15 protein-coding genes are annotated in these 18050 nt (G+C 72.7%); 8 read left to right on the forward strand and 7 right to left on the reverse strand.

What is annotated here, in order from left to right:
• Window positions 1–6: 6 nt before the first annotated feature.
• Together BLW47_RS12750 and BLW47_RS12755 are read right to left on the reverse strand one after the other, a co-directional pair.
• Window positions 7–2103: a PQQ-dependent sugar dehydrogenase gene (locus tag BLW47_RS12750; RefSeq protein WP_091555966.1), complete on the reverse strand. Its 2097-nt coding sequence runs from the start codon at window positions 2101–2103 to the stop codon at window positions 7–9.
• A gap of 32 nt (window positions 2104–2135) precedes the next feature.
• Complete coding sequence (locus BLW47_RS12755; protein ID WP_091555968.1) at window positions 2136–3101, reverse strand: sugar phosphate isomerase/epimerase family protein; 966 nt, start codon at window positions 3099–3101, stop codon at window positions 2136–2138.
• 453 nt (window positions 3102–3554) lie between these two features.
• Here BLW47_RS12755 and BLW47_RS12760 point away from each other — a divergent pair, with 453 nt between their 5' ends.
• The 4 genes from BLW47_RS12760 (at window position 3555) to BLW47_RS12775 (ending at window position 6437) form a co-directional block, all read left to right on the forward strand.
• Window positions 3555–3893, forward strand: coding sequence for a protease inhibitor I42 family protein (locus tag BLW47_RS12760; protein WP_175543610.1), 339 nt, complete (start codon window positions 3555–3557; stop codon window positions 3891–3893).
• A 74-nt stretch (window positions 3894–3967) separates the two neighbouring features.
• On the forward strand, window positions 3968–4342 hold the full coding sequence (locus tag BLW47_RS12765) for a DUF6221 family protein (RefSeq protein ID WP_091555973.1): 375 nt from the start codon (window positions 3968–3970) through the stop codon (window positions 4340–4342).
• Window positions 4343–4617: 275 nt separating this feature from the next.
• Window positions 4618–5928: a L,D-transpeptidase gene (locus tag BLW47_RS12770; RefSeq protein ID WP_091556709.1), complete on the forward strand. Its 1311-nt coding sequence runs from the start codon at window positions 4618–4620 to the stop codon at window positions 5926–5928.
• A 170-nt stretch (window positions 5929–6098) separates the two neighbouring features.
• Window positions 6099–6437 carry an STAS domain-containing protein gene (locus BLW47_RS12775; protein WP_091555975.1) on the forward strand — a complete coding sequence of 113 codons (339 nt, stop codon included), beginning with the start codon at window positions 6099–6101 and terminating at the stop codon, window positions 6435–6437.
• A 49-nt stretch (window positions 6438–6486) separates the two neighbouring features.
• Here BLW47_RS12775 and BLW47_RS12780 read toward each other — a convergent pair whose 3' ends face one another.
• Window positions 6487–6918 (reverse strand): MarR family winged helix-turn-helix transcriptional regulator, encoded by a 432-nt coding sequence (locus BLW47_RS12780; protein WP_217634853.1) that lies wholly within the window; start codon window positions 6916–6918, stop codon window positions 6487–6489.
• A 107-nt stretch (window positions 6919–7025) separates the two neighbouring features.
• Here BLW47_RS12780 and BLW47_RS12785 point away from each other — a divergent pair, with 107 nt between their 5' ends.
• Window positions 7026–7307 (forward strand): hypothetical protein, encoded by a 282-nt coding sequence (locus tag BLW47_RS12785; protein WP_091555978.1) that lies wholly within the window; start codon window positions 7026–7028, stop codon window positions 7305–7307.
• 18 nt (window positions 7308–7325) lie between these two features.
• Here the strand turns inward: BLW47_RS12785 and BLW47_RS12790 are convergent, their stop codons facing one another.
• The 4 genes from BLW47_RS12790 to BLW47_RS12805 all read right to left on the reverse strand — a co-directional run bounded on the left by BLW47_RS12790 (window position 7326) and on the right by BLW47_RS12805 (window position 14277).
• Complete coding sequence (locus BLW47_RS12790) at window positions 7326–9725, reverse strand: penicillin-binding protein (protein ID WP_245736614.1); 2400 nt, start codon at window positions 9723–9725, stop codon at window positions 7326–7328.
• A 112-nt stretch (window positions 9726–9837) separates the two neighbouring features.
• The gene (locus BLW47_RS12795) at window positions 9838–12444 is read right to left on the reverse strand and encodes a PAS domain S-box protein (RefSeq protein ID WP_091555979.1); all 2607 of its coding nucleotides are present in this window, start codon (window positions 12442–12444) and stop codon (window positions 9838–9840) included.
• Between the two features lie 134 nt (window positions 12445–12578).
• Window positions 12579–13763 carry an FUSC family protein gene (locus BLW47_RS25095; protein ID WP_091555982.1) on the reverse strand — a complete coding sequence of 395 codons (1185 nt, stop codon included), beginning with the start codon at window positions 13761–13763 and terminating at the stop codon, window positions 12579–12581.
• A gap of 46 nt (window positions 13764–13809) precedes the next feature.
• Window positions 13810–14277 (reverse strand): Lrp/AsnC family transcriptional regulator, encoded by a 468-nt coding sequence (locus tag BLW47_RS12805; RefSeq protein ID WP_245736650.1) that lies wholly within the window; start codon window positions 14275–14277, stop codon window positions 13810–13812.
• A 145-nt stretch (window positions 14278–14422) separates the two neighbouring features.
• On the opposite strand from BLW47_RS12805, the gene pdhA reads away from it, so the two are divergent.
• From pdhA to BLW47_RS12820, 3 genes are read left to right on the forward strand one after another with little or no spacing between them, the layout of a single operon-like run.
• Window positions 14423–15589, forward strand: a complete 1167-nt coding sequence (pdhA, locus tag BLW47_RS12810; protein ID WP_091555987.1) for a pyruvate dehydrogenase (acetyl-transferring) E1 component subunit alpha — start codon at window positions 14423–14425, stop codon at window positions 15587–15589.
• Window positions 15589–16593, forward strand: coding sequence for an alpha-ketoacid dehydrogenase subunit beta (locus BLW47_RS12815; RefSeq protein WP_091555989.1), 1005 nt, complete (start codon window positions 15589–15591; stop codon window positions 16591–16593). Before pdhA ends, BLW47_RS12815 begins: the two co-directional genes overlap by 1 nt.
• Window positions 16590–17963 (forward strand): dihydrolipoamide acetyltransferase family protein, encoded by a 1374-nt coding sequence (locus tag BLW47_RS12820; RefSeq protein ID WP_091555992.1) that lies wholly within the window; start codon window positions 16590–16592, stop codon window positions 17961–17963. Before BLW47_RS12815 ends, BLW47_RS12820 begins: the two co-directional genes overlap by 4 nt.
• Window positions 17964–18050 lie beyond the last annotated feature (87 nt).

Raw genomic sequence — 18050 nt, forward strand, 5'->3', positions numbered from 1 at the left:
GCACCACTATCGGGCCGTCGGCCTCAGCACGACGGTGGCGGTGCCCGTCTGGGCCGGCGCCCCCGGCTCGGTCGGCGCGTCGGTGTACTCGGCGACGAAGACCGCGGACAGGTTGTCCGCCCCGCCGTGACCGCCCTCCAGGCTGGTGGTGATCGTGCCCGTGCATCCCGTGGCCGACGAGATCGGGTGGCCGTGCTCGTTGTGGCCGAGGATGTAGGTCACCTTGACCCGCGCGCAGTCGACCGGCGCGTCGTCGGTGACCCGCACCTCGAACGGCACCTGCTGGCCGAACTGGAACGCCTGGCCCGTGACGGGCCGGACGAACTCCACGGTCGGCGCGCCGGGCCCGACGACCAACCGCAGCGACGCCGAGGCGGAGCGCCCGGTCACGTCCGTGACCTTCACGGTCGGCAGGTACGAACCGTTCTCGGTGTAGGTGAAGGTCGGGTTGGCCTTCCGCGAGTCGACCTTGCCGTCGGCGTCGAAGTCCCAGGCGTAGCTGAGCGAGTCGCCGTCGGGGTCGGTGGTGCCGACGCTGGAGAACGAGACGGTCAGCGGCGCCGCGCCGGAGCCGGGGTTCGCGCTGATCTTCGGGATCGGCGTACGGTTGCCGCGCACGAAGTCGATCCGGGACAACTGGGCGTCGGGATTCTCCGCGAAGTAGCCGTCGCCGTACTCCAGCACATAGAGCGCCCCGTCCGGGCCGAACTCCATGTCCATCGGGTTGTCCACCACGATCGACGGGACCACCGGGCGGATGTCCCGCACCTGGTTCTGCCGGTCGAGGCGGAACTCCTTGATGTAGTCGCGCGTCCACTCGTAGAACAGCGGCACCCCGTCGTAGTAGGCGGGCCACTTCGTCGCGGACTTGTTGTTGCTGTCGAAGACGTACGCGGGGCCGGCCATCGGGCCGATGCCGCCGGTGCCGAGCCCGGGGAACTCCGCCGCCTCCCCGTACGGGTACCAGACCTCGGGCTGCTCGACGCGGGGCAGCCGCTTCAGCCCGGTGTTGTGCGGCGAGTCGTTGATCGGGGCGCGGCAGTCGAACGGCTCGCCGGACTCGCCGGTGGCGAAGTCGTAGTCGACGTACGGCATGTCCGGGGCGACGCAGTACGGCCAGCCGTAGTTCGCCGGGCGGTCGATGACCATCCAGCGACCGTGTCCGGCGGGACCGCGATCGGGGTTGGCGGCGCTCGCGTCGGGGGAGTAGTCGGCCATGTAGACGTTGTCGGTGCGCCGGTCGACGGCGAACCGGAACGGGTTGCGCAGCCCCATCGCGTAGATCTCCGGCCGCGTGTACGCCTTGCCGACCGGGAAGAGGTTGCCCTCCGGGATGGTGTAGCCGCCGCCGGGCTTGACCCGGATGCGCAGCAGCTTGCCGCGCAGGTCGTTGGTGTTGCCCGAGCTGCGCTGGGCGTCGAACGCCGGGTTGCGGTCGGCCCGCTCGTCGATCGGGGTGTAGCCGCTGGAGTCGAACGGGTTGGTGTCGTCGCCGGTGGAGAGGTAGAGGTTGCCCTGGCTGTCGAAGTCGATCTGGCCGCCGACGTGGCAGCAGATCCCCCGGTCCACCGGTACGTCGATGATGCGCTGCTCGGTGTCGAGCTTCAGGGTGTCGCCGGCGAGCTTGAACCGCGACAGCCGCAGGAACCCACGGAAGCGCTGCCAGTCCGCCTCGGTGCCGACGGTCGGCGCGTCGCCCTCGTTGACGCTCGGCGTGGCCGGGTCGTCGACGGGGGTGTTCAGCGGCGGCGAGTAGTAGAGGTAGACCCACTTGTTACGGCTGAAGTCGGGGTCGATCGCGACGCCCTGCAGCCCCTCCTCGTCGTGCTCGTAGACGGGGACGTTGGCGGCGATCGTGTTCAGGCCGGTGCGGGGGTTGTGGATGCGCACCTCGCCGGTGCGTGCGGTGTGCAGAACCCGGTTGTCCGGCAGCACGGCGAGGCTGACCGGCTCGCCGGGGAAGTCGTTGAGGGTGACCTTCTGGAAGCTGGTGTCCGGCGGCGGCGTTGCAGGTGCGGCCGTCGGCGCGGCGGTCGCGGACTGCGGCGCGCTGAGCCCGCCGAGCACCAGTGCCAGAGAGGCCAGTATGGCGCCCCTTCTCATCTGCGATTTCCTCCCTTGGTCGTGGACAACGGTCAGAAGCGAAGGGACGTGAGGTAGTCGTACCCGACGCGTGCGGTGCTCAGCGCGTCCGCCGGGGTGCGCGGCGGCGTGCCCGCGTCGTCCCGCTCCACGATGTACTCGTCCAGGCCGGCGGCCTGCGCGTGTGCGAAGATGCGGCCGAAGTCGATGAGCCCGCGGCCGAGGTCGTCGAAGCCGGCGTTGACGTTCATGTCCTTGACGTGCACCTGCTTGATCCGGCCGCGGTGCTGGTGGATCACGTCGACCGGGTCGTGCGCCCCGCGGATCGCCCAGAACAGGTCGAGTTCGAAGTGGACCAGTCGGGGATCGGTCTCGGCGGTGAGGATGTCGAACCCGGTGCGGCGCTCGCCGTTGAGCGGGACGAATTCCAACTGGTGGTTGTGGTAGCCGAACTGGATGCCGGCGCGGCGGGCCAGCGCCCCCGCGCGGTTGAGGTCCCGGGCGAGAGCCCGGTAGCGGGCGGGGTCCCGGATCGGCTCGCCGTTTGCGTCGAGGCCGAACCACGGGTGCACCAGGTAGCGGCAGCCGACGGTGCGGGCGTCGGCGAGCGCCGTCTGCCAGGCGGCGTCGTCGAACGGCTGCGGGATGCTGGCGTGACCAGAGGTGGCGCGCAGCCCGGCGGCGTCGAGCGCCGCCCGGAACTGGGCCGCGGTGCGACCCACGAAGCCGGCGTGCTCCACGCGGGTGTAACCGATGCGCCGCAGCGCGGCGAGGGTGCCGGGCAGGTCGATCGCGAGCTGGTCGCGCAGCGTGTAGAGCTGGATGCTGATCCGGTCGGTCGGGACCCTCCGGCGGCCGTGGTCCGAGTGGCCCGTCGCGGCCGGCGCGGCTTCGGCCGGCCCGGACAACAACTGCCCGGCGCCGAGCGCGGCGGCGCCGACGGTCGCGGCGCGGAAGATCCCGCGGCGACTCAGGGACGGGTCCGTCTGCGGCGGTCGGCCGTGGTCGTCGTGCTCCATGCTGAGGTGCCTCCTTACGCGTGACAGGGTCGGCGTGAGCGGCTGGTCGACGCCCGGATGGCGGCCGGGCGGGCGACCGGCGACACTGCCCAGGGGTGGGCGTTGGCGCGAGCCATGGGGATGCGGAGGTACGCGAGCGGGTACTTCGGGTCGTGCCAGAACGAAGTCCGGCTCTGCAGATAAAAGATCCGGCAATGTAAACGGTTCGATGGCGAGAGCTAGGTTACGCGTTCTTGTCGACCATGCAAAGACCCCGTTTCAGCGACGAAAGTCGTGCCCGCTGTCGCCGAAAGTCCGGCGGTCTGCTGTGATTGCAAGGTCATCGAGGGCTAGGGTGGGCTCGACAGCCGGTTCGCGACAGGCGCGGCGACTCGGCCTGCTGAACGATGGCGGCGAGGCGTGCCGGACCGCCGAACTGCCGCACCGGGCGTCGGATGGGACGGGAGCGGGCGGGTGGCGCGGATCAATCTCGCGCGGGCGGACGCCGGGCGCGCGCACCGCGCGGTCCCCGGCGACGTGGTGGTCGTCCGCCTGGACGAGACGCCGACGTCCGGCCACCGGTGGCAGATCGAGGAGTACGACCCGGCGGTGCTGCGGCCCTCCGGTGAGGAGGCGCTCGCGCCCGCCAGCCGAACGGGCGGCCAGGGGCTACGGGAGCTGCGGTTCGATGTGATCGGCGCCGGGTCGAGCCGACTGGCGCTGGCGTTGCGTCGGGCCTGGGAGGGCGCGGCGTCGGCGGTGGACCGGTTCGAGGCCGATATCGCCGCCGACCCGGGGTTCGCGGGCGGCTGAGCGCCGGCCGCCGTCCGCGGAAACGGCACGCACGCTGGGCTGGCCCGCCGACGGCGGGGGAGCGAAGATGGGGCATGAGCAATCAGCTGTTGCTCTTCCTCCGGCTCCGCCTCGACGAAGACGAGGTCATCGCCTGCGGCGCCGCCGGACCGAACGCGCGGTTCGGGATCTGGGACGTGGACCCCTGGTACGACGGCGCCGGCGAGCGGTGCGATCTGCGGGCCCGCGGCTCCGGTGTGCTCAGCGGGCCGACCGGCATGGCGGTCGCGGTCGTGGAGCACGTGGCCCGGCACGACCCGGCACGGGTGCTGCGCGACGTGCGCGCGAAGCGCGCGCTGCTGGAGCTGATCGAGGCGACGCCGTCGCCGTACGCCGAACCGATCATGCGGCAGCTGGCGTTGCCGTACGCGGACCACCCCGACTTCCGCCGGGAGTGGCAGGGCTCGTGACGCCGATCGGCCGTGCGCGGCGCGCCCCGATCTCCGTCCCCGTGGCCGGCCACATTGGACGGGCTGTGCGGTCCGCGCGCTCCGGACCTGCCGGCGTCGTCGGTCGCCCGGTGGGCCCCCAAACCGCCGTAACGGTTGGAAACGGCTGGTAGCAAAGGGTTTTCAGGGCCGTCAAATGGTCCTGGTTGACGCGGATGGTTCTCACGAAACCGGCCTCGCGGTCACCCTGCCCCGGAGAAAATGTGGCGGGGGTCGGGGGAAACGAGGTGGGGATCATGAAGGGAAGGCGGAGGGCCGGGGTGATCGCCGTGGCCGCTGCGGCGGCGCCGCTGCTTCTCGCGGGCTGCACCGGCAAGCCGGCGAGGATCGCGCAGGCGCCAGCGCCGGCGGTCGCGATCACGCCGGCGGCGAACAGCACGAACGTGCCGGTCAGCGCGGAGATCGGCGCGGTGGTGACCGGGGGGAAGGTCACCGAGGTGACGTTGACCGACGCCACCGGGGCCAGGGTGGCGGGTGTGATGCGAGCGGACGGCTCGTCGTGGCTGCCCGACGCGGCGCTCAAGCACAAGCAGTCGTACACGGCGCAGGTCACCGCGGTGAGCGACAAGGGGCGCAGTACGACGCAGACGGCGACGTTCACGACGATGGGCAAGCCGCAGAGCCGCAACGAGACGACGCTCTACCTCGGCAGCGGCCGGACGTACGGCGTCGCCATGCCGGTCACGATCGGCTTCGAGAAGGGGGTGCCGAAACAGGCGCGGGCACAGGTGCAGCGGCGGCTCTTCGTCACCACCGACCCGCCGCAGCCCGGGCTGTGGCACTGGGAGAAGGACGGCAAGCAGGTGTACTACCGCGCGCCGGACTTCTGGCGTCCCGGCACGAAGATCAACGTCCGGGCCGCGTTGGGGGGCCTGCCGATGGGCGACGGCAGCTACGGCGACGTCGACCACGCCGAGTCGGCGACGATCGGTAACAAGGTCACGTTGGAGATCGACAACAAGACGAAGCTGATGTCGGTCTACAAGGACGACAAGCTGGCCAGGAAGATCCCGGTGAGCATGGGCAAGCCGAGTACGCCGACGTCGAGCGGCAAGATGGTGATCATGGAGAAGCACGACTACACCACGTTCGACACGCGGGGCGAGCCGAACGGCGGTTACGTGGTCGACGTGGAGGACGCCCAGCGGCTGACCTGGGGCGGCGAGTTCATCCACTCCGCGCCGTGGTCGGTGGGCGACCAGGGATACGTCAACGTCTCCCACGGCTGCACGAACGTCTCCCCGGCCAACGCGGACTGGCTGATGAAGGTCACGCACGTCGGCGATCTGGTCACCATCAAGGGGACCGAGGTCAAGCTGGACCCCGGAAACGGGTGGACGGCCTGGGACATGAGCTGGGACGAGTACATCAAGGGCAGCGCCCTGCCCGTCCCGGACGAGCTGAGGGCCGCGCCGCAGCCGGCGCCCACCGCCGCACCGACCGGGGCGCCCAGCGCCGCACCGACCGGCTCGCCCACCGCCGCACCGACCGGAGCGCCCAGCGCCGCATCGACCGGGGCGGCCCCCGCCGACGGCGATGGTGAGTAGCGGCAGTTTCCCAACGATCGCGACGCCCGGACGCTTCCCGCGTCCGGGCGTCGCCGGTCGGCCGGGTGAATTCGGCCGAAACGCTGAGAATATGCCGCGTACGGGAGGAGGATGGCGGGGCGGGGCGGGGCGGCGCGGCGGCGCGTGGACACGACCGTTGGGAAGGTCAGATGAGGCTCACGGTGACGGAGCACCCGGTCAACGACGGGGTCGTACGGTTGGCGGTGGACGGGGAGCTGGAGCGGTCCACCGTGGAGGTGCTCGTCGCGGCGGTCGAACGGGCGATCACGGTCGACCATGTCGCCGAGCTCATCCTCGACCTCGACGGGGTGACCCTGCTCGACGACGCCGGCGCCGACGCGGTGGTGACCGTCACCGATCGGGCCGGCGACGACGGCGTCGCCGTCGTGGTGATCGGCCCCGCGGAGCGGGTCCGGCGCACGCTGCGGCTCGGCGACGTCCTCGACTCACTGACCGAGCCCGAGCCGTGGGCCGGACGGTCGTCGTAGCCGGTCATGAGCGTCCGCGTGACGGCCGCCTCGGCGGCGATCACCCGCGTCACGGCCGCTGCGCGGCGGCGATCACCCGGGTCAGGGCCGCGTGCAGGTCGACCAGATCGTCGAGGCTCATCCCGAGCCGGGCCACCACGGCGCCGGGGATCGATTCGGCCCGGGAGCGCAGCGCCGCCCCCGGCTCGGTCAACGTCACCGCCAGCGCCCGCTCGTCGCTGCGGTCCCGTTCGCGTCGGACGTACCCCGCCGACTCCAGGCGCTTCAGCAGCGGCGACAACGTGCCGGGGTCCAGTTGGAGCACGCCGCTGAGCTCCTTCACCGAGCGCGGCGCGCGTTGCCACAACGCGAGCATGACCAGGTACTGCGGGTGGGTGAGGCCCAGGGGCTCGAGCAGCGGCCGGTAGACCGCGACGACGCTGCGGGATGCCACGGAGAGCGCGAAGCAGACCTGCCGCTCCAGCGCGAGCGGATCCGTGATCGTGTCCACGTCACCCACCGCAACCTCCCGTCGTCCCGTCGATCATACTGTTGTTGGTGCACAAACAATTTGTGCACCAGCGGACGACGGGACGGGAGGGGTCGGCGATGAGCGAAGCGGAGCGGCCGGAGCCGGACAAGCCGGTGAAGCGGGACCGGCTCTTCGAGGTCCTGTTCAAGTTCCTCGGCCCGCCCACCGTCGACAATGCCGTGCAGGGCACCAGCGCCGCGGCCCGTGACGGCTGGAAGCGCGACCTGGCCGCGCGCAAGCGCTACACCGAGGAGCAGAAGCGGAAGAAGCGTGAGCTGCGCGAGCAGCGCAAGCGCCGCGACGCCGCCGCGCATGACCCGTTCGCGGTGCCGGATCAGCCGCAGCGCCCCTTCGAATAGGAGCCGCCACCGGGGCGATCAGGGGTATCCCCCGTACGTGGGGCCGACGACCCGCATCACCACGACGCCGCCGGCGACCGTCCAGCCGCTGGGCTCGGTGCCGGCGACGGTGTTCGCGGGGCACCCCGACGGCACCGGCCGGGCCTCGACCTCCACCTGGAATCCCGCGCCGGTCAGCAGCGCGGTCGCCTCGGCGACGCTCTTGCACGTGACGTCCGGTACGGCCACCTGGTCGCCGTAGGCAAGCCGCGGCTCCGGCCGCGGGAAGTCCTGCGGCCTCCTGCCCGCCATCGCGGCCGCCAGCGTGCGGTAGACGGCCGGATTCACGATCCGGTGGCTCATCTTCCGGGTCGTCTCCGGCCAGTCCGGGTCGGCGAGGATTCCGGCGACCGCCAGCGACCGGGTGGTCGCCACCATGGCCGCCGTGCGGTCCCGGTCGGTCGTGCCGGTCTTGCCAGCCACCGGATGGCGCACCACCCGGCGTACGCGCGGCTCCGTCGCGCCGCGGCACTCGCCGAAGGCGGACTTGTCGCCCACCGGGCACCGCGCGGCGTCCAGCGCGGCGCGCGCCACCTCCCGGTTGATCGTCTGCACACAGGCCGGTGCCGCGACCGGCAGATCCGCGCCGCGGGAGTCCCGAATCTCCTGCACGGGTGTCGGCTGGCAGAACCGGCCGTCCGCGGCGAGCGTCGCGTACGCGTTGGCGACCTCCAACGGCGTGGTCGCGGAGACGCCGAGCGTGAACGCGCCCCACCCGTTCGCCGCCTGCGGGTCGTCCGCGAGCGCGGCCTCCTTCGGCGCCCGGAACGTGATGCCCAGCCGGCGCGCCACGTCCACGACGTTCGCCGCGCCGACGCGCTCCTGCAGTGGAACGAAGTACGTGTTCACGGAGCTGCCAAAGGCGGTCCAGGCGTTGTGGACCCCGGCCATGCCGTCGTCGGCGTTGCGCGGGCAGTAGCGTCGACTGTGCGGGCAGGCGGCCGCGCCGGAGGCCCCGGTGTACTTCGACTGGTAGATCCTCGGCGCGTTGATCGTGTAGTCCAGCGGGTAGGCGTTCTGCAGGGCGGCGATCAACGTGAAGATCTTGAACGTGGATCCCGCCTGGTAGCCGGCGATGTCGCCGCCGCCCGTGACGATCGGGTTGGTGGTGCGGGGGTAGCTGCCGCGGATGCCCTTCCTGGCCTTGGGCGGATTGGCGGACAATCCGTTGCGCGGCGCCGCGGGGTTGTCGAGGGCGAACGTCCGGTTGGCGGCGAGCGCCCGGACCCGACCGGTGCCGGGCTCGATGGCCGCGACCATCAACGCCGCCGGGTCGGCGTCGCGCAGCCGCGTGTGCACGTTGCGCCGGGCGGCCGCCTGGGTACGGGCGTCGAGGGTGGTCACGACGCGGTAGCCGCCGCCCTTCAGGCGCCGCTCCCGGTCGTAGGTGGTGATCCCGAACGCCGGTTGCGCGAGCCACCAGCGGTAGAAGTAGTCGCAGAAAAAGCCCCAGTGGTTGGGGCGGGCCGCCAGGCAGCCGTTCGGGGGCGCCTCGCCCCGCACGTGCAGCGTGCTCGCCTGCGCGGCCGCCGCCTCCTCGAGCGTGATCACCCCGGTCTCCCGCATCTGCTCGAGCACCCAGTTGCGCCGCTGCAGGGTCGCGCGCGCCCCGTCCTCGGTCAGCGGGTTGAACTCCGACGGCGACTTCACCAGACCGGCGATCATCGCCGCCTCGTCGATCCCGAGCGCGTGCGGCTGCTTGCGGAAGTAGAACTGACTGGCCGCGTAGATGCCGTACGTGCCGTTGCCGAAGGGCGCCAGGTTGAGATAGCGCTCCAGGATCTCGTCCTTCGACAGCCGCTTCTCGATCTGGATCGCCAACCGAGCTTCCCGGATCTTGCGCACCCCGGTGTCCTCGCTGGCGGCGACGATGGCCGCGGGGTCCGTCGCGGCGTAGGTGATCGACATCCGGACGAACTGCATGGTCAGGGTGGACGCGCCCTGCTGAAGGCTGCCCGAGTTGTTGGCGACGAAGGCCCGGGCGATGCCCTTGGCGTCGATGCCGTTGTGGCGGTAGAAGGCGCGGTCCTCGGCCGCGACGATCGCCTGACGCATGATCGGCGCGACGTCGGCCAGCGGGACGTCCCGGCGGTTCTCGTCGGCGAAGCGCGCCAGCAGCGTCTCGCCGTCGGAGGTGTACACCTCGGTCGCCTGCGGCGCCTGCTTGGTGGTCAGCTCGCCGGGCAGCCCCTCGAAGGTCTCCGCCCCGGCCTTCACGGCCAGGCCGGAGACCGCCACCGCGGGAAAGGCCGCCGCCGCGACGGCGACCCCGGCGAGAAGGCCGCAGACCAGCAGCGGACTCCGCTTCCTGGAGCTGATCGTTTGCTTCCCGGAGCTGTTCGTTTGCTTCCTGGAGCTGATCGTTTCGGCATCGGACACCCCTGTCACGTCTCTGCTCAACGCGACACGCCAGGGGCAGTTCCGCGAACTCACTGGTTTTTCCTGATAAAAGGGCGCAATCCTGCGGCGTGGTCCGCGACGGACCCGGTCGCTACCCGCCGGGGTGCAGCGACGGCGATCCCGCGACGCCGCCCGCGAGCGCCGCATGCACCTTCGCGAGCAGCGCGGCCTCGGTGAACGGCTTCGCCAGCAGCGTGACGCCCTCGTCGAGCGCCTTGCCCGGTCCGAGCACCTCCTGGCTGTAGCCGGACATGAACAGCACCCGCAGGTCGGGTCGGTGCAGGCGGAGCCGTTCCGCGAGCTCCCGGCCGGACATGTGTGGCATGACGACGTCGGTGAGCAGCAGGTCCCACCGCGTGTTCGCGGCGGCCTCCAGCGCCTCGATCCCGTTGCCGGCCTCGACGACCTCGTAGCCGTTGCGGCGCAGCAGCCGTGTCGTGGCCTCGCGCAGCGCCGCCTCGTCCTCCACGACGAGGATCGTCTCGCCGCGTCCCCGTGCCACGGGGGCGGGCGCGTGCGTGGTCGGCGCGGGGCGCGCTCCGACGACCTCCGGCAGGTAGACCCGGAACGTCGTGCCCAGGCCGGGCTCCGAGTAGATCGTCACCGTGCCGCCGGCCTCGGCGACGATGCCGTACACGGTGGCGAGGCCCAGACCCGTTCCGGTGCCCTTCGGCTTGGTCGTGAAGAACGGCTCGAAGGCGCGCGCCACCACCTCCGGGGCCATCCCGGTCCCGGTGTCGCTCACCAGCAGCTGCACGTACCGCCCCGGCGTGAGCTGCGGGTGCAGCTGCGCGTACACCTCATCCACGTCCACCGACGCGGTCTCGATGGTCAACCGGCCGCCGTCGGGCATCGCGTCGCGCGCGTTCACCGCCAGGTTCACCAGCACCTGCTCCAGCTGACCCCGGTCGGCGCGGACGGCGGGCAACTCCGACGCCCCGCGGACCACGAGCTCGACGTGCTGGCCGATGCTGCGGGCCAGCAGCTCCTGCAGGTCGGCGACCACGGCGTTCAGGTCGAGGAGTTCGGGGCGGGTGGTGTCCTTCCGGCCGAAGATGAGCAACTGGCGGGTGAGCCGCGCGCCCCGCTCCGCGGCCCGCTGGATCGCCTGGACGTCCCGACCGGCCGCCGAGGCCGCATCGAGCTCGTCGGCCAGCAGTTCGGTGCAGGACAGGATGACGGCGAGCAGATTGTTGAAGTCGTGCGCCACCCCGCCGGCGAGCTGACCCAGGCTCTCCAACCGTTGCGACTGGTGCAGCCGCTGCTGCAGGCAGGCCCGCTCCGCGGCCGCCCGCTTCTCCTCGGTGATGTCCCGCCCCACCGCCGCCGCGCCGACCACCCGGCCGGCGCCGTCGTGGATGGGCGAGATCGTCACGGAAACCTCGATCACCGTCCCGTCCTTGCGGACCCGCTGCGTCTCCAGCCGCTCGACGCGTTCGCCCCGCCTGATCCGCCGCAGCAGCTCTTCCAGCTCCGGGTGCAGGTGCGGCGGGACGATCACCGAGATGTGCCGGCCGCAGATCTCCTCGGCCCGGTAGCCGTACACCGCCATCGCACCGTCGTTCCAGTTGGTGATGATGCCGTCGAGGGTCTTGCCGATGATGGCGTCGACCGACGAATGCACGATCGCCGCGAGCCGGGACACCTCGGCGAGGTGACGTTCGGCGGCCGCGGTCATCCGGTTGAAATCCTCGGCCAGGTCCGCGAGCTCGGCGGGGCCGGTGACCGGCACCGGCGTGTTGCCGGTCGCGCCGGCCGTGCGGACCGCGATGCTGAGCCGCCGGACGGGGCGCAGGATGCGGCGGTGGAAGACGGCGGCGGCGACGAGGACGACGAGCAGGCCGGCCAGGGTGATCGTTGACTGCCGGGTGCTGAGCTCGCGGGCGGCGGCCAGTGCCCTGTTCTGGTCGGCGCCGGCGTGCACCTGCCAGTCGATTTCCGGCACGGTCGCCGCGCCGTACAGCCGGCGCACCCCGTCGGGGTCGCGCCGTTCGACCAGACCCGCGTCGGCGGCGAACGGGGTGTCGCGCAGCGACGCGCCGGTCCAGCGCCGGGAGTCGATCGACCGGGTCACCGCGGTGGCGCCGTCGGCCGAGGTGACGAGCATCGACAGCTGCCGGGGGCCGCCGTACATCGTGGCGAGCGCCGGGCCCAGCGACTCGAGATCGAGGAAGCCGGCGACCATGCCGAGGCGGCCGACGGGGGCGCTGCCGATCATGACGTAGCGTCCCGTGCGGTCGTCGGTGACGGGACCGAGGACGCCGCGGGTGGACCGCGCCTCGGCCAGCCAGGGCGCGCCGCGGTAGCCGGGGACGCGGCGGTCCTTGAGTGAGCTGCAGGCGACCGTGCCGTCGGCGCGGATCACGTCGAGGTGGCCGCTCTTGAACGCGCCGACCCCGGAGAAGGACAGGGAGCAGGCGCCGGGGTCGAGGTCGGGCGCGAAGGCCTGCGCGATGGCGGGGTTGGCCACCGTCTCGTCGAGCGCCTTCTGCAGCGCGGCGAGGGCGTCGCCGATGTCGCGGGCGGCGAGGCGCGCCGCGAACGTCGCGTCCTCGACGGCCGCGCGCCGGGCGTACTGCTCCGCCTGGGCGCGCTGGTACGCGCTGCTGATCGCGCTCGCGACGATGAACAGGACCACGAGGGCGACGACGTACGTCCGCAGCGGCCAACGGCGCCGCTGTTCGGTGCCCCCGCTCACGGCCGGCTCAACCAACCAAGTTGATCATCCACAGCGTACAATTTGATCAGATTGACCAAATTGTGTCAAACAATCGATTGCGGACAAAGTGCTAAGTGTCGCGTCCGAACGTCCGTGTCGACGCCGACCGGGTGTCAGTCGGGGGGCTGCTCCGGCGCCCGCCGCGCCACCGCCGCGCGTACCAGCACGTTCGCGTCCTCCGGACCGACCCCGGTGGCCTGCAGCAGATCCACCGCCGCCGCCCGGACCTGCGCGATGATCACGTGGCCGGAGAAACCCACCCCCGCCGCGTACGCCTCACCGACCTGGGCCGCCGCCTCCAGCAGCCGGTCCCGCGCCCTCGGCTCGTCCGTCCGCGACATCAGTTCGTCCCGCAGCCGTGCCACCGCGCCGGCGAGGGTCCCGAGCGCGGCCGGCAGGCACACCGGGACCGGTTCGCCGGCGTCGAGCGCGGTCACGCAGCGCCGGGCCAGCACCCGGCCGTTGCGCACCGACCGCATCAGGAACTCCGAGGCGTTGACGTACCGCCGCAGCATGCCGCGCTTGCGCCAGTGCACCGGCGCCAGCCGCGCGCTCTCCAGCCCGGCCTGCAGCGCCTCGCGCATCGTCGCGATCTCGTTCTCCGCGCCGCGCAGCCGCTCCAGCGCCGCGTTCGCCCGGTCGCGGTCGGCATCGGCCAGCGCCGCGCCGGCGTCGCTGTACGACGCGGCCAGCACGTCGAGAATCGGGTCCACCGCCCGGCGCACGAGCGTCAGCGGCCGCACCGGCACGGCGATGATCACCGCGAGGCTGACCAGCCCGCCGATCAGCGCCTCCCAGAACCGGGCCGTGTAGATGCCGGCGGTCTCCGGCGGCGAGAGCGTCGCGATCAGCACCGCGGCGCTGGCCGCCTGGGTGACCAGCGCGGGCCCGCCGCCGAGGAAGATCGAGGCGACGATCGCCAGCAGCGTCACGAGCCCGAGTTGCCACCACCCGGCGCCGATGCCGACGACGACGCCGTCCGCCACCGCGACGCCCAGCGCGACCCCCACGACGAGCTCGACGGTGTTGCGCAGCCGCTGGCCGATCGAGCCGGCGAGGGTGCCGACCGCCGCGATCGGGGCGAAGACCGGCTCGGGGTGGCCGAGCAGGTCGTGGGCGATCAACCAGGAGATCGCCGCGGCGAGCGCGCTCTGCACCGCCAGCCCGATGTTCGCCCGCACCCGGTGCCGCCGCGCGCGCAGCGATCCCGGAAGCCGGTGCCACCAGGCGTGCAGCGACCCCGGAAGCCGGTGCCACCACGCGCGCAGCCGCCCCCGCGTGGACTGCCGGGCCCGCATGCGCCGACGCTACCCGCGCGGCCACCCCCGCCACGGCGGAAAGGGGTCATGTCCAGGGGCTGCGCACCCCGTCGAACTCGTCGAAGACCAGCCATGTGCGGGTCGACAGCACGCCCGGGATGCTCTGCACCTGGTTGAGCACGACGTCGCGCAGGGTGGCGTTGTCGGGGGCGCGAACCAGGGCCAGCACGTCGTAGTCCCCGCCCAGCAGCGCCGCGTGTTCCAGGTAGCGCACCTGCGCCAGCCGCGCCGACACCTCCCGCCACGTGTTCTGCTCGATCGTCAGGCTGATGTACGCCGAGGTGCCCAGCCCGGCGGGCTCGGGCGCCACCTGGGCGCGGAACCCCGTGATCACACCCTCCCGGACCAGCCGCTCCACCCGGGCGTACGCGTTCGTGCGCGAGATGTGGATGCGCTCGGCCAACGTCCGGATCGACGCCCGGCCGTCCCGGACCAGCGCGTCGAGCAGCCGTCGGTCGACCTCGTCGAGGAGGCGGGCCGTTCGTCCCGGCACGGCCGGGTACCCGGGCTCTGATTCGGTCTCCTGGCTCACCGAGCACGCTCCTGCCGGTCAAACGTCCCGCGTTTCCCACGGTTGTTGAGTCAATGATCCACCAGGCCGGAGCATAGCCCCACACCCGTCCCAGGAGGTCCTCGCCGTGACGACCACACCCCCGGCGGTCCGCAGGGCATCCCCGCGCACCCGCCGCGCCGCCGCGCCGCCCGACCCGGCCCGCGCGCTGCTGCCCAGCCCGCAACCCGTCCGGCTGCTCGACGAGTCCGGCGCCCGGATCGCCGTCGCCGGCTATCCCGAGCCGCCCACCGACAGCCTGCGCGAGCTCTACCGCCGGATGGTGATCGGCCGCCGCTTCGACCTGCAGTCCACCGCCCTGACCAAGCAGGGGCGGCTCGCCGTCTACCCGTCCGCCCGCGGGCAGGAGGCCTGCCAGGTCGGCGCCGTCATGGCGGTACGCGACACCGACTGGGTGTTCCCGACCTACCGGGAGTCGATGGCGCTGGTGTCGCGCGGCCTCGACCCCGTCGAGGTGCTCACCCTGCTGCGCGGCGACTGGCACTGCGGGTACGACCCGGCCGCCCGCCGCACGGCCCCGCAGTGCACCCCGCTCGCGACCCAGACCGTGCATGCCGCCGGGCTGGCGTACGGCGAGGCGCAGCAGGGCCGCGACACCGTCGCGCTCGCCTTCATCGGCGACGGCGCCACCAGCGAGGGCGACTTCCACGAGGGCGTCAACTTCGCCGCCGTCTTCCGGGCGCCCGTGGTCTTCTTCGTGCAGAACAACCGGTACGCGATCAGCGTGCCGCTGTCCCGGCAGACCGCCGCCCCGTCGCTGGCCTACAAGGGCGTGGGATACGGCGTCGCCAGCGAGCAGGTCGACGGCAACGACCCCGTCGCGGTGCTCGCGGTGCTGACCCGCGCCGTCGCGCACGCGCGCGCCGGCAACGGCCCGTTCCTGGTCGAGGCGCACACCTACCGGATGGAGCCGCACACCAACGCCGACGACGCCAGCCGCTACCGCGACGGCGCCGAGGTCGAGGCGTGGGGCGGGCGCGACCCGATCGACCGCCTCGAGACCCACCTGCGGGGGCTCGGGGTCCTCGACGACGCCGCGGTCGCGGCGATCCGGGACGAGGCCGAGGCGTTCGCCGCCGACCTGCGGACCCGGATGAACGCGGAGCCGACCGTCGACCCGCTCAGCCTCTTCGACCACGTCTACGCCGCACCGACGCCGCAGCTCGTCGAGCAGCGCGAACAGGTGCGGGCCGAGCTGGCCGCCGCGGCCGAGAACAAGGAGGTGGCCGGCTGATGGGCACGGTCACGATGGCGAAGGCGCTCAACGCGGCGCTGCGCGACGCGATGGCCGACGACGACCGGGTGGTCGTCTTCGGCGAGGACGTCGGGCAGCTCGGCGGGGTTTTCCGGATCACCGACGGGCTGCTCGCCGCGTACGGCGAACGCCGCTGCTTCGACACCCCGCTCGCCGAGGCCGGCATCGTCGGCTTCGCCGTCGGGATGGCGATGTCCGGGCTGCGCCCGGTCGTCGAGATGCAGTTCGACGCGTTCGCCTACCCGGCGTTCGAGCAGATCGCCTCGCACGTCGCGAAGCTGCGCAACCGCACCCGGGGCGCGTTGAGCGTCCCGATCGTGATCCGGGTTCCGTACGCCGGCGGGATCGGCGGCGTGGAGCACCACTGCGACTCCAGCGAGGGCTACTACGCGCACACGCCGGGGCTGAAGGTGGTCACGCCGGCGACCGTGCCGGACGCGTACTCGCTGCTGCGCGAGGCGATCGCGGACCCGGACCCGGTCGTGTTCATGGAGCCCAAGAAGCTCTACTTCGCCAGCGCCGACGCCACCCTGCCGGTGACCACCGAGCCGTTCGGCCGCGCCGTCGTGCGCCGGCCGGGGCGCGACGCGACGTTGGTCGCGTACGGGCCGTCCGTGCCGGTCGCGCTGGAGGCCGCCGAGGCGGCCCGCGGCGAGGGGTGGGATCTGGAGGTGGTGGACCTGCGCACCATCGTGCCGTTCGACGATGAGACGGTGACCGCCTCGGTGCGCCGGACCGGCCGGTGCGTGGTCATCCAGGAGGCGCAGGGCTTCGCGGGCGTCGGTGCGGAGATCGCCGCGCGGGTCCAGGAGCGCTGCTTCCACTCGCTGCACGCGCCCGTGCTGCGGGTGAGCGGTCTGGACATCCCGTACCCCGCGCCGAAGCTGGAGCACGTCCACCTGCCCGACGTCGACCGGGTGCTCGACGCGGTGGCGCGGCTGCAGTGGGACGACCAGCCGGACCCGCGGTGGTTGGCGGCATGACCGAACACGTCTTCCTCCTGCCCGACCTCGGGGAGGGGCTGACCGAGGCGGAGATCGTGGAGTGGCGGGTCGCCGTCGGCGACACCGTCGAGGTGGACCAGACCGTGGTCGAGGTGGAGACCGCGAAGGCGGTCGTCGACGTGCCCTGTCCGTACGCCGGTCGGGTCGTCGCGCTGCACGGCGCGCCCGGCGAGGTGCGCCCGGTCGGCCAGCCGCTGGTCACCGTGGCGCCGCTGGACGGCGGGGTGCCCGAGCCCGCCGGGCACGCGGTCTACCGCGAACAGGAGCGGGCCGGCTCCGGCAACGTGCTGATCGGGTACGGGACCGGGCACGGCCACGGCGGCCGGCGGCGCCGCCGGGTCGCCGCCCCGCCGGTTGCCCCCGCCCCGCCGGTGGTGTCCGGTCCGCCGGCCGGGTCAGCTCCGGTCGCCGCGGACGCTCCACACGGCCGTGACACCGCGGTCGCGCCCGCCCGGGACGTGCAGCCCGCGCACCCGGCGACGACCACCCCTCGGGTGATCTCGCCCCTGGTGCGTCGGCTGGCGCGGGAGCAGGGAATCGACGTGGCGGCGCTGCGTGGCACCGGGCCGGGCGGCGTGGTGCGCCGCGCCGACGTGGAGGCCGCGCTGCGGACGCCGGCCGTGCCCGCACCGGGCTCGGCCCCGGCCGCCGGCGGCGACGAGGTCGTCATCCCGTTGCGAGGGGTGCGCCGTGCCATCGCGGACAAGCTCTCCCGCAGCCGCCGCGAGATCCCCGAGGTCACGATCTGGGTCGACGTGGACGCGACCAGACTGCTCGACACCCGTGCCGCGATCAACGCGGCCCGCCCGGACCGGCCGGTCAGCGTGCTGGCCCTGCTCGCCCGGATCTGCGTCAACGGGCTGCAGCGCTTTCCCGAGCTGAACTCGCGGGTGGACGCCGAACGCGGGGAGATCGTCCAGTCCCGTCGGATCCAGCTCGGCATCGCCGCGCAGACCGACCGGGGACTGGTGGTGCCGGTCATCTCCGACGCGCAGCGCCTCACGACGTGGGAGCTGGCGGCCGAGCTGGTCGAGACGACGGCCGCGGCGCGGGCGGGCACGCTCGCGCCCGCCCGGCTGACCGGGGGGACCTTCACACTCAACAACTACGGGGTGTTCGGTGTGGACGGCTCCACCCCGATCATCAATCACCCGGAGGCGGCGCTGCTGGGCATCGGGCGCATCGTCGACAAGCCCTGGGTCGTCGACGGCGCCCTGGCGGTCCGCAAGGTCGCGCAGATCAGCCTGACGTTCGACCACCGGGTCTGCGACGGCGGCGTGGCCGGCGGGTTCCTGCGGCACGTGGCCGACTGCATCGAACAGCCGGCGCTGTTAATCGCAAACGTCTGACGACGGGGACCGCGGGAGCGGTCGTGACCTGCTGAAACCGTGAGGTCCGGCGGGTCCGGCCGCTCGCCGGGGCGCGAACGGGGATTG

Origin of the sequence: Micromonospora pattaloongensis, assembly GCF_900107255.1 — a bacterium.
Lineage (GTDB): Bacteria > Actinomycetota > Actinomycetes > Mycobacteriales > Micromonosporaceae > Micromonospora_I > Micromonospora_I pattaloongensis.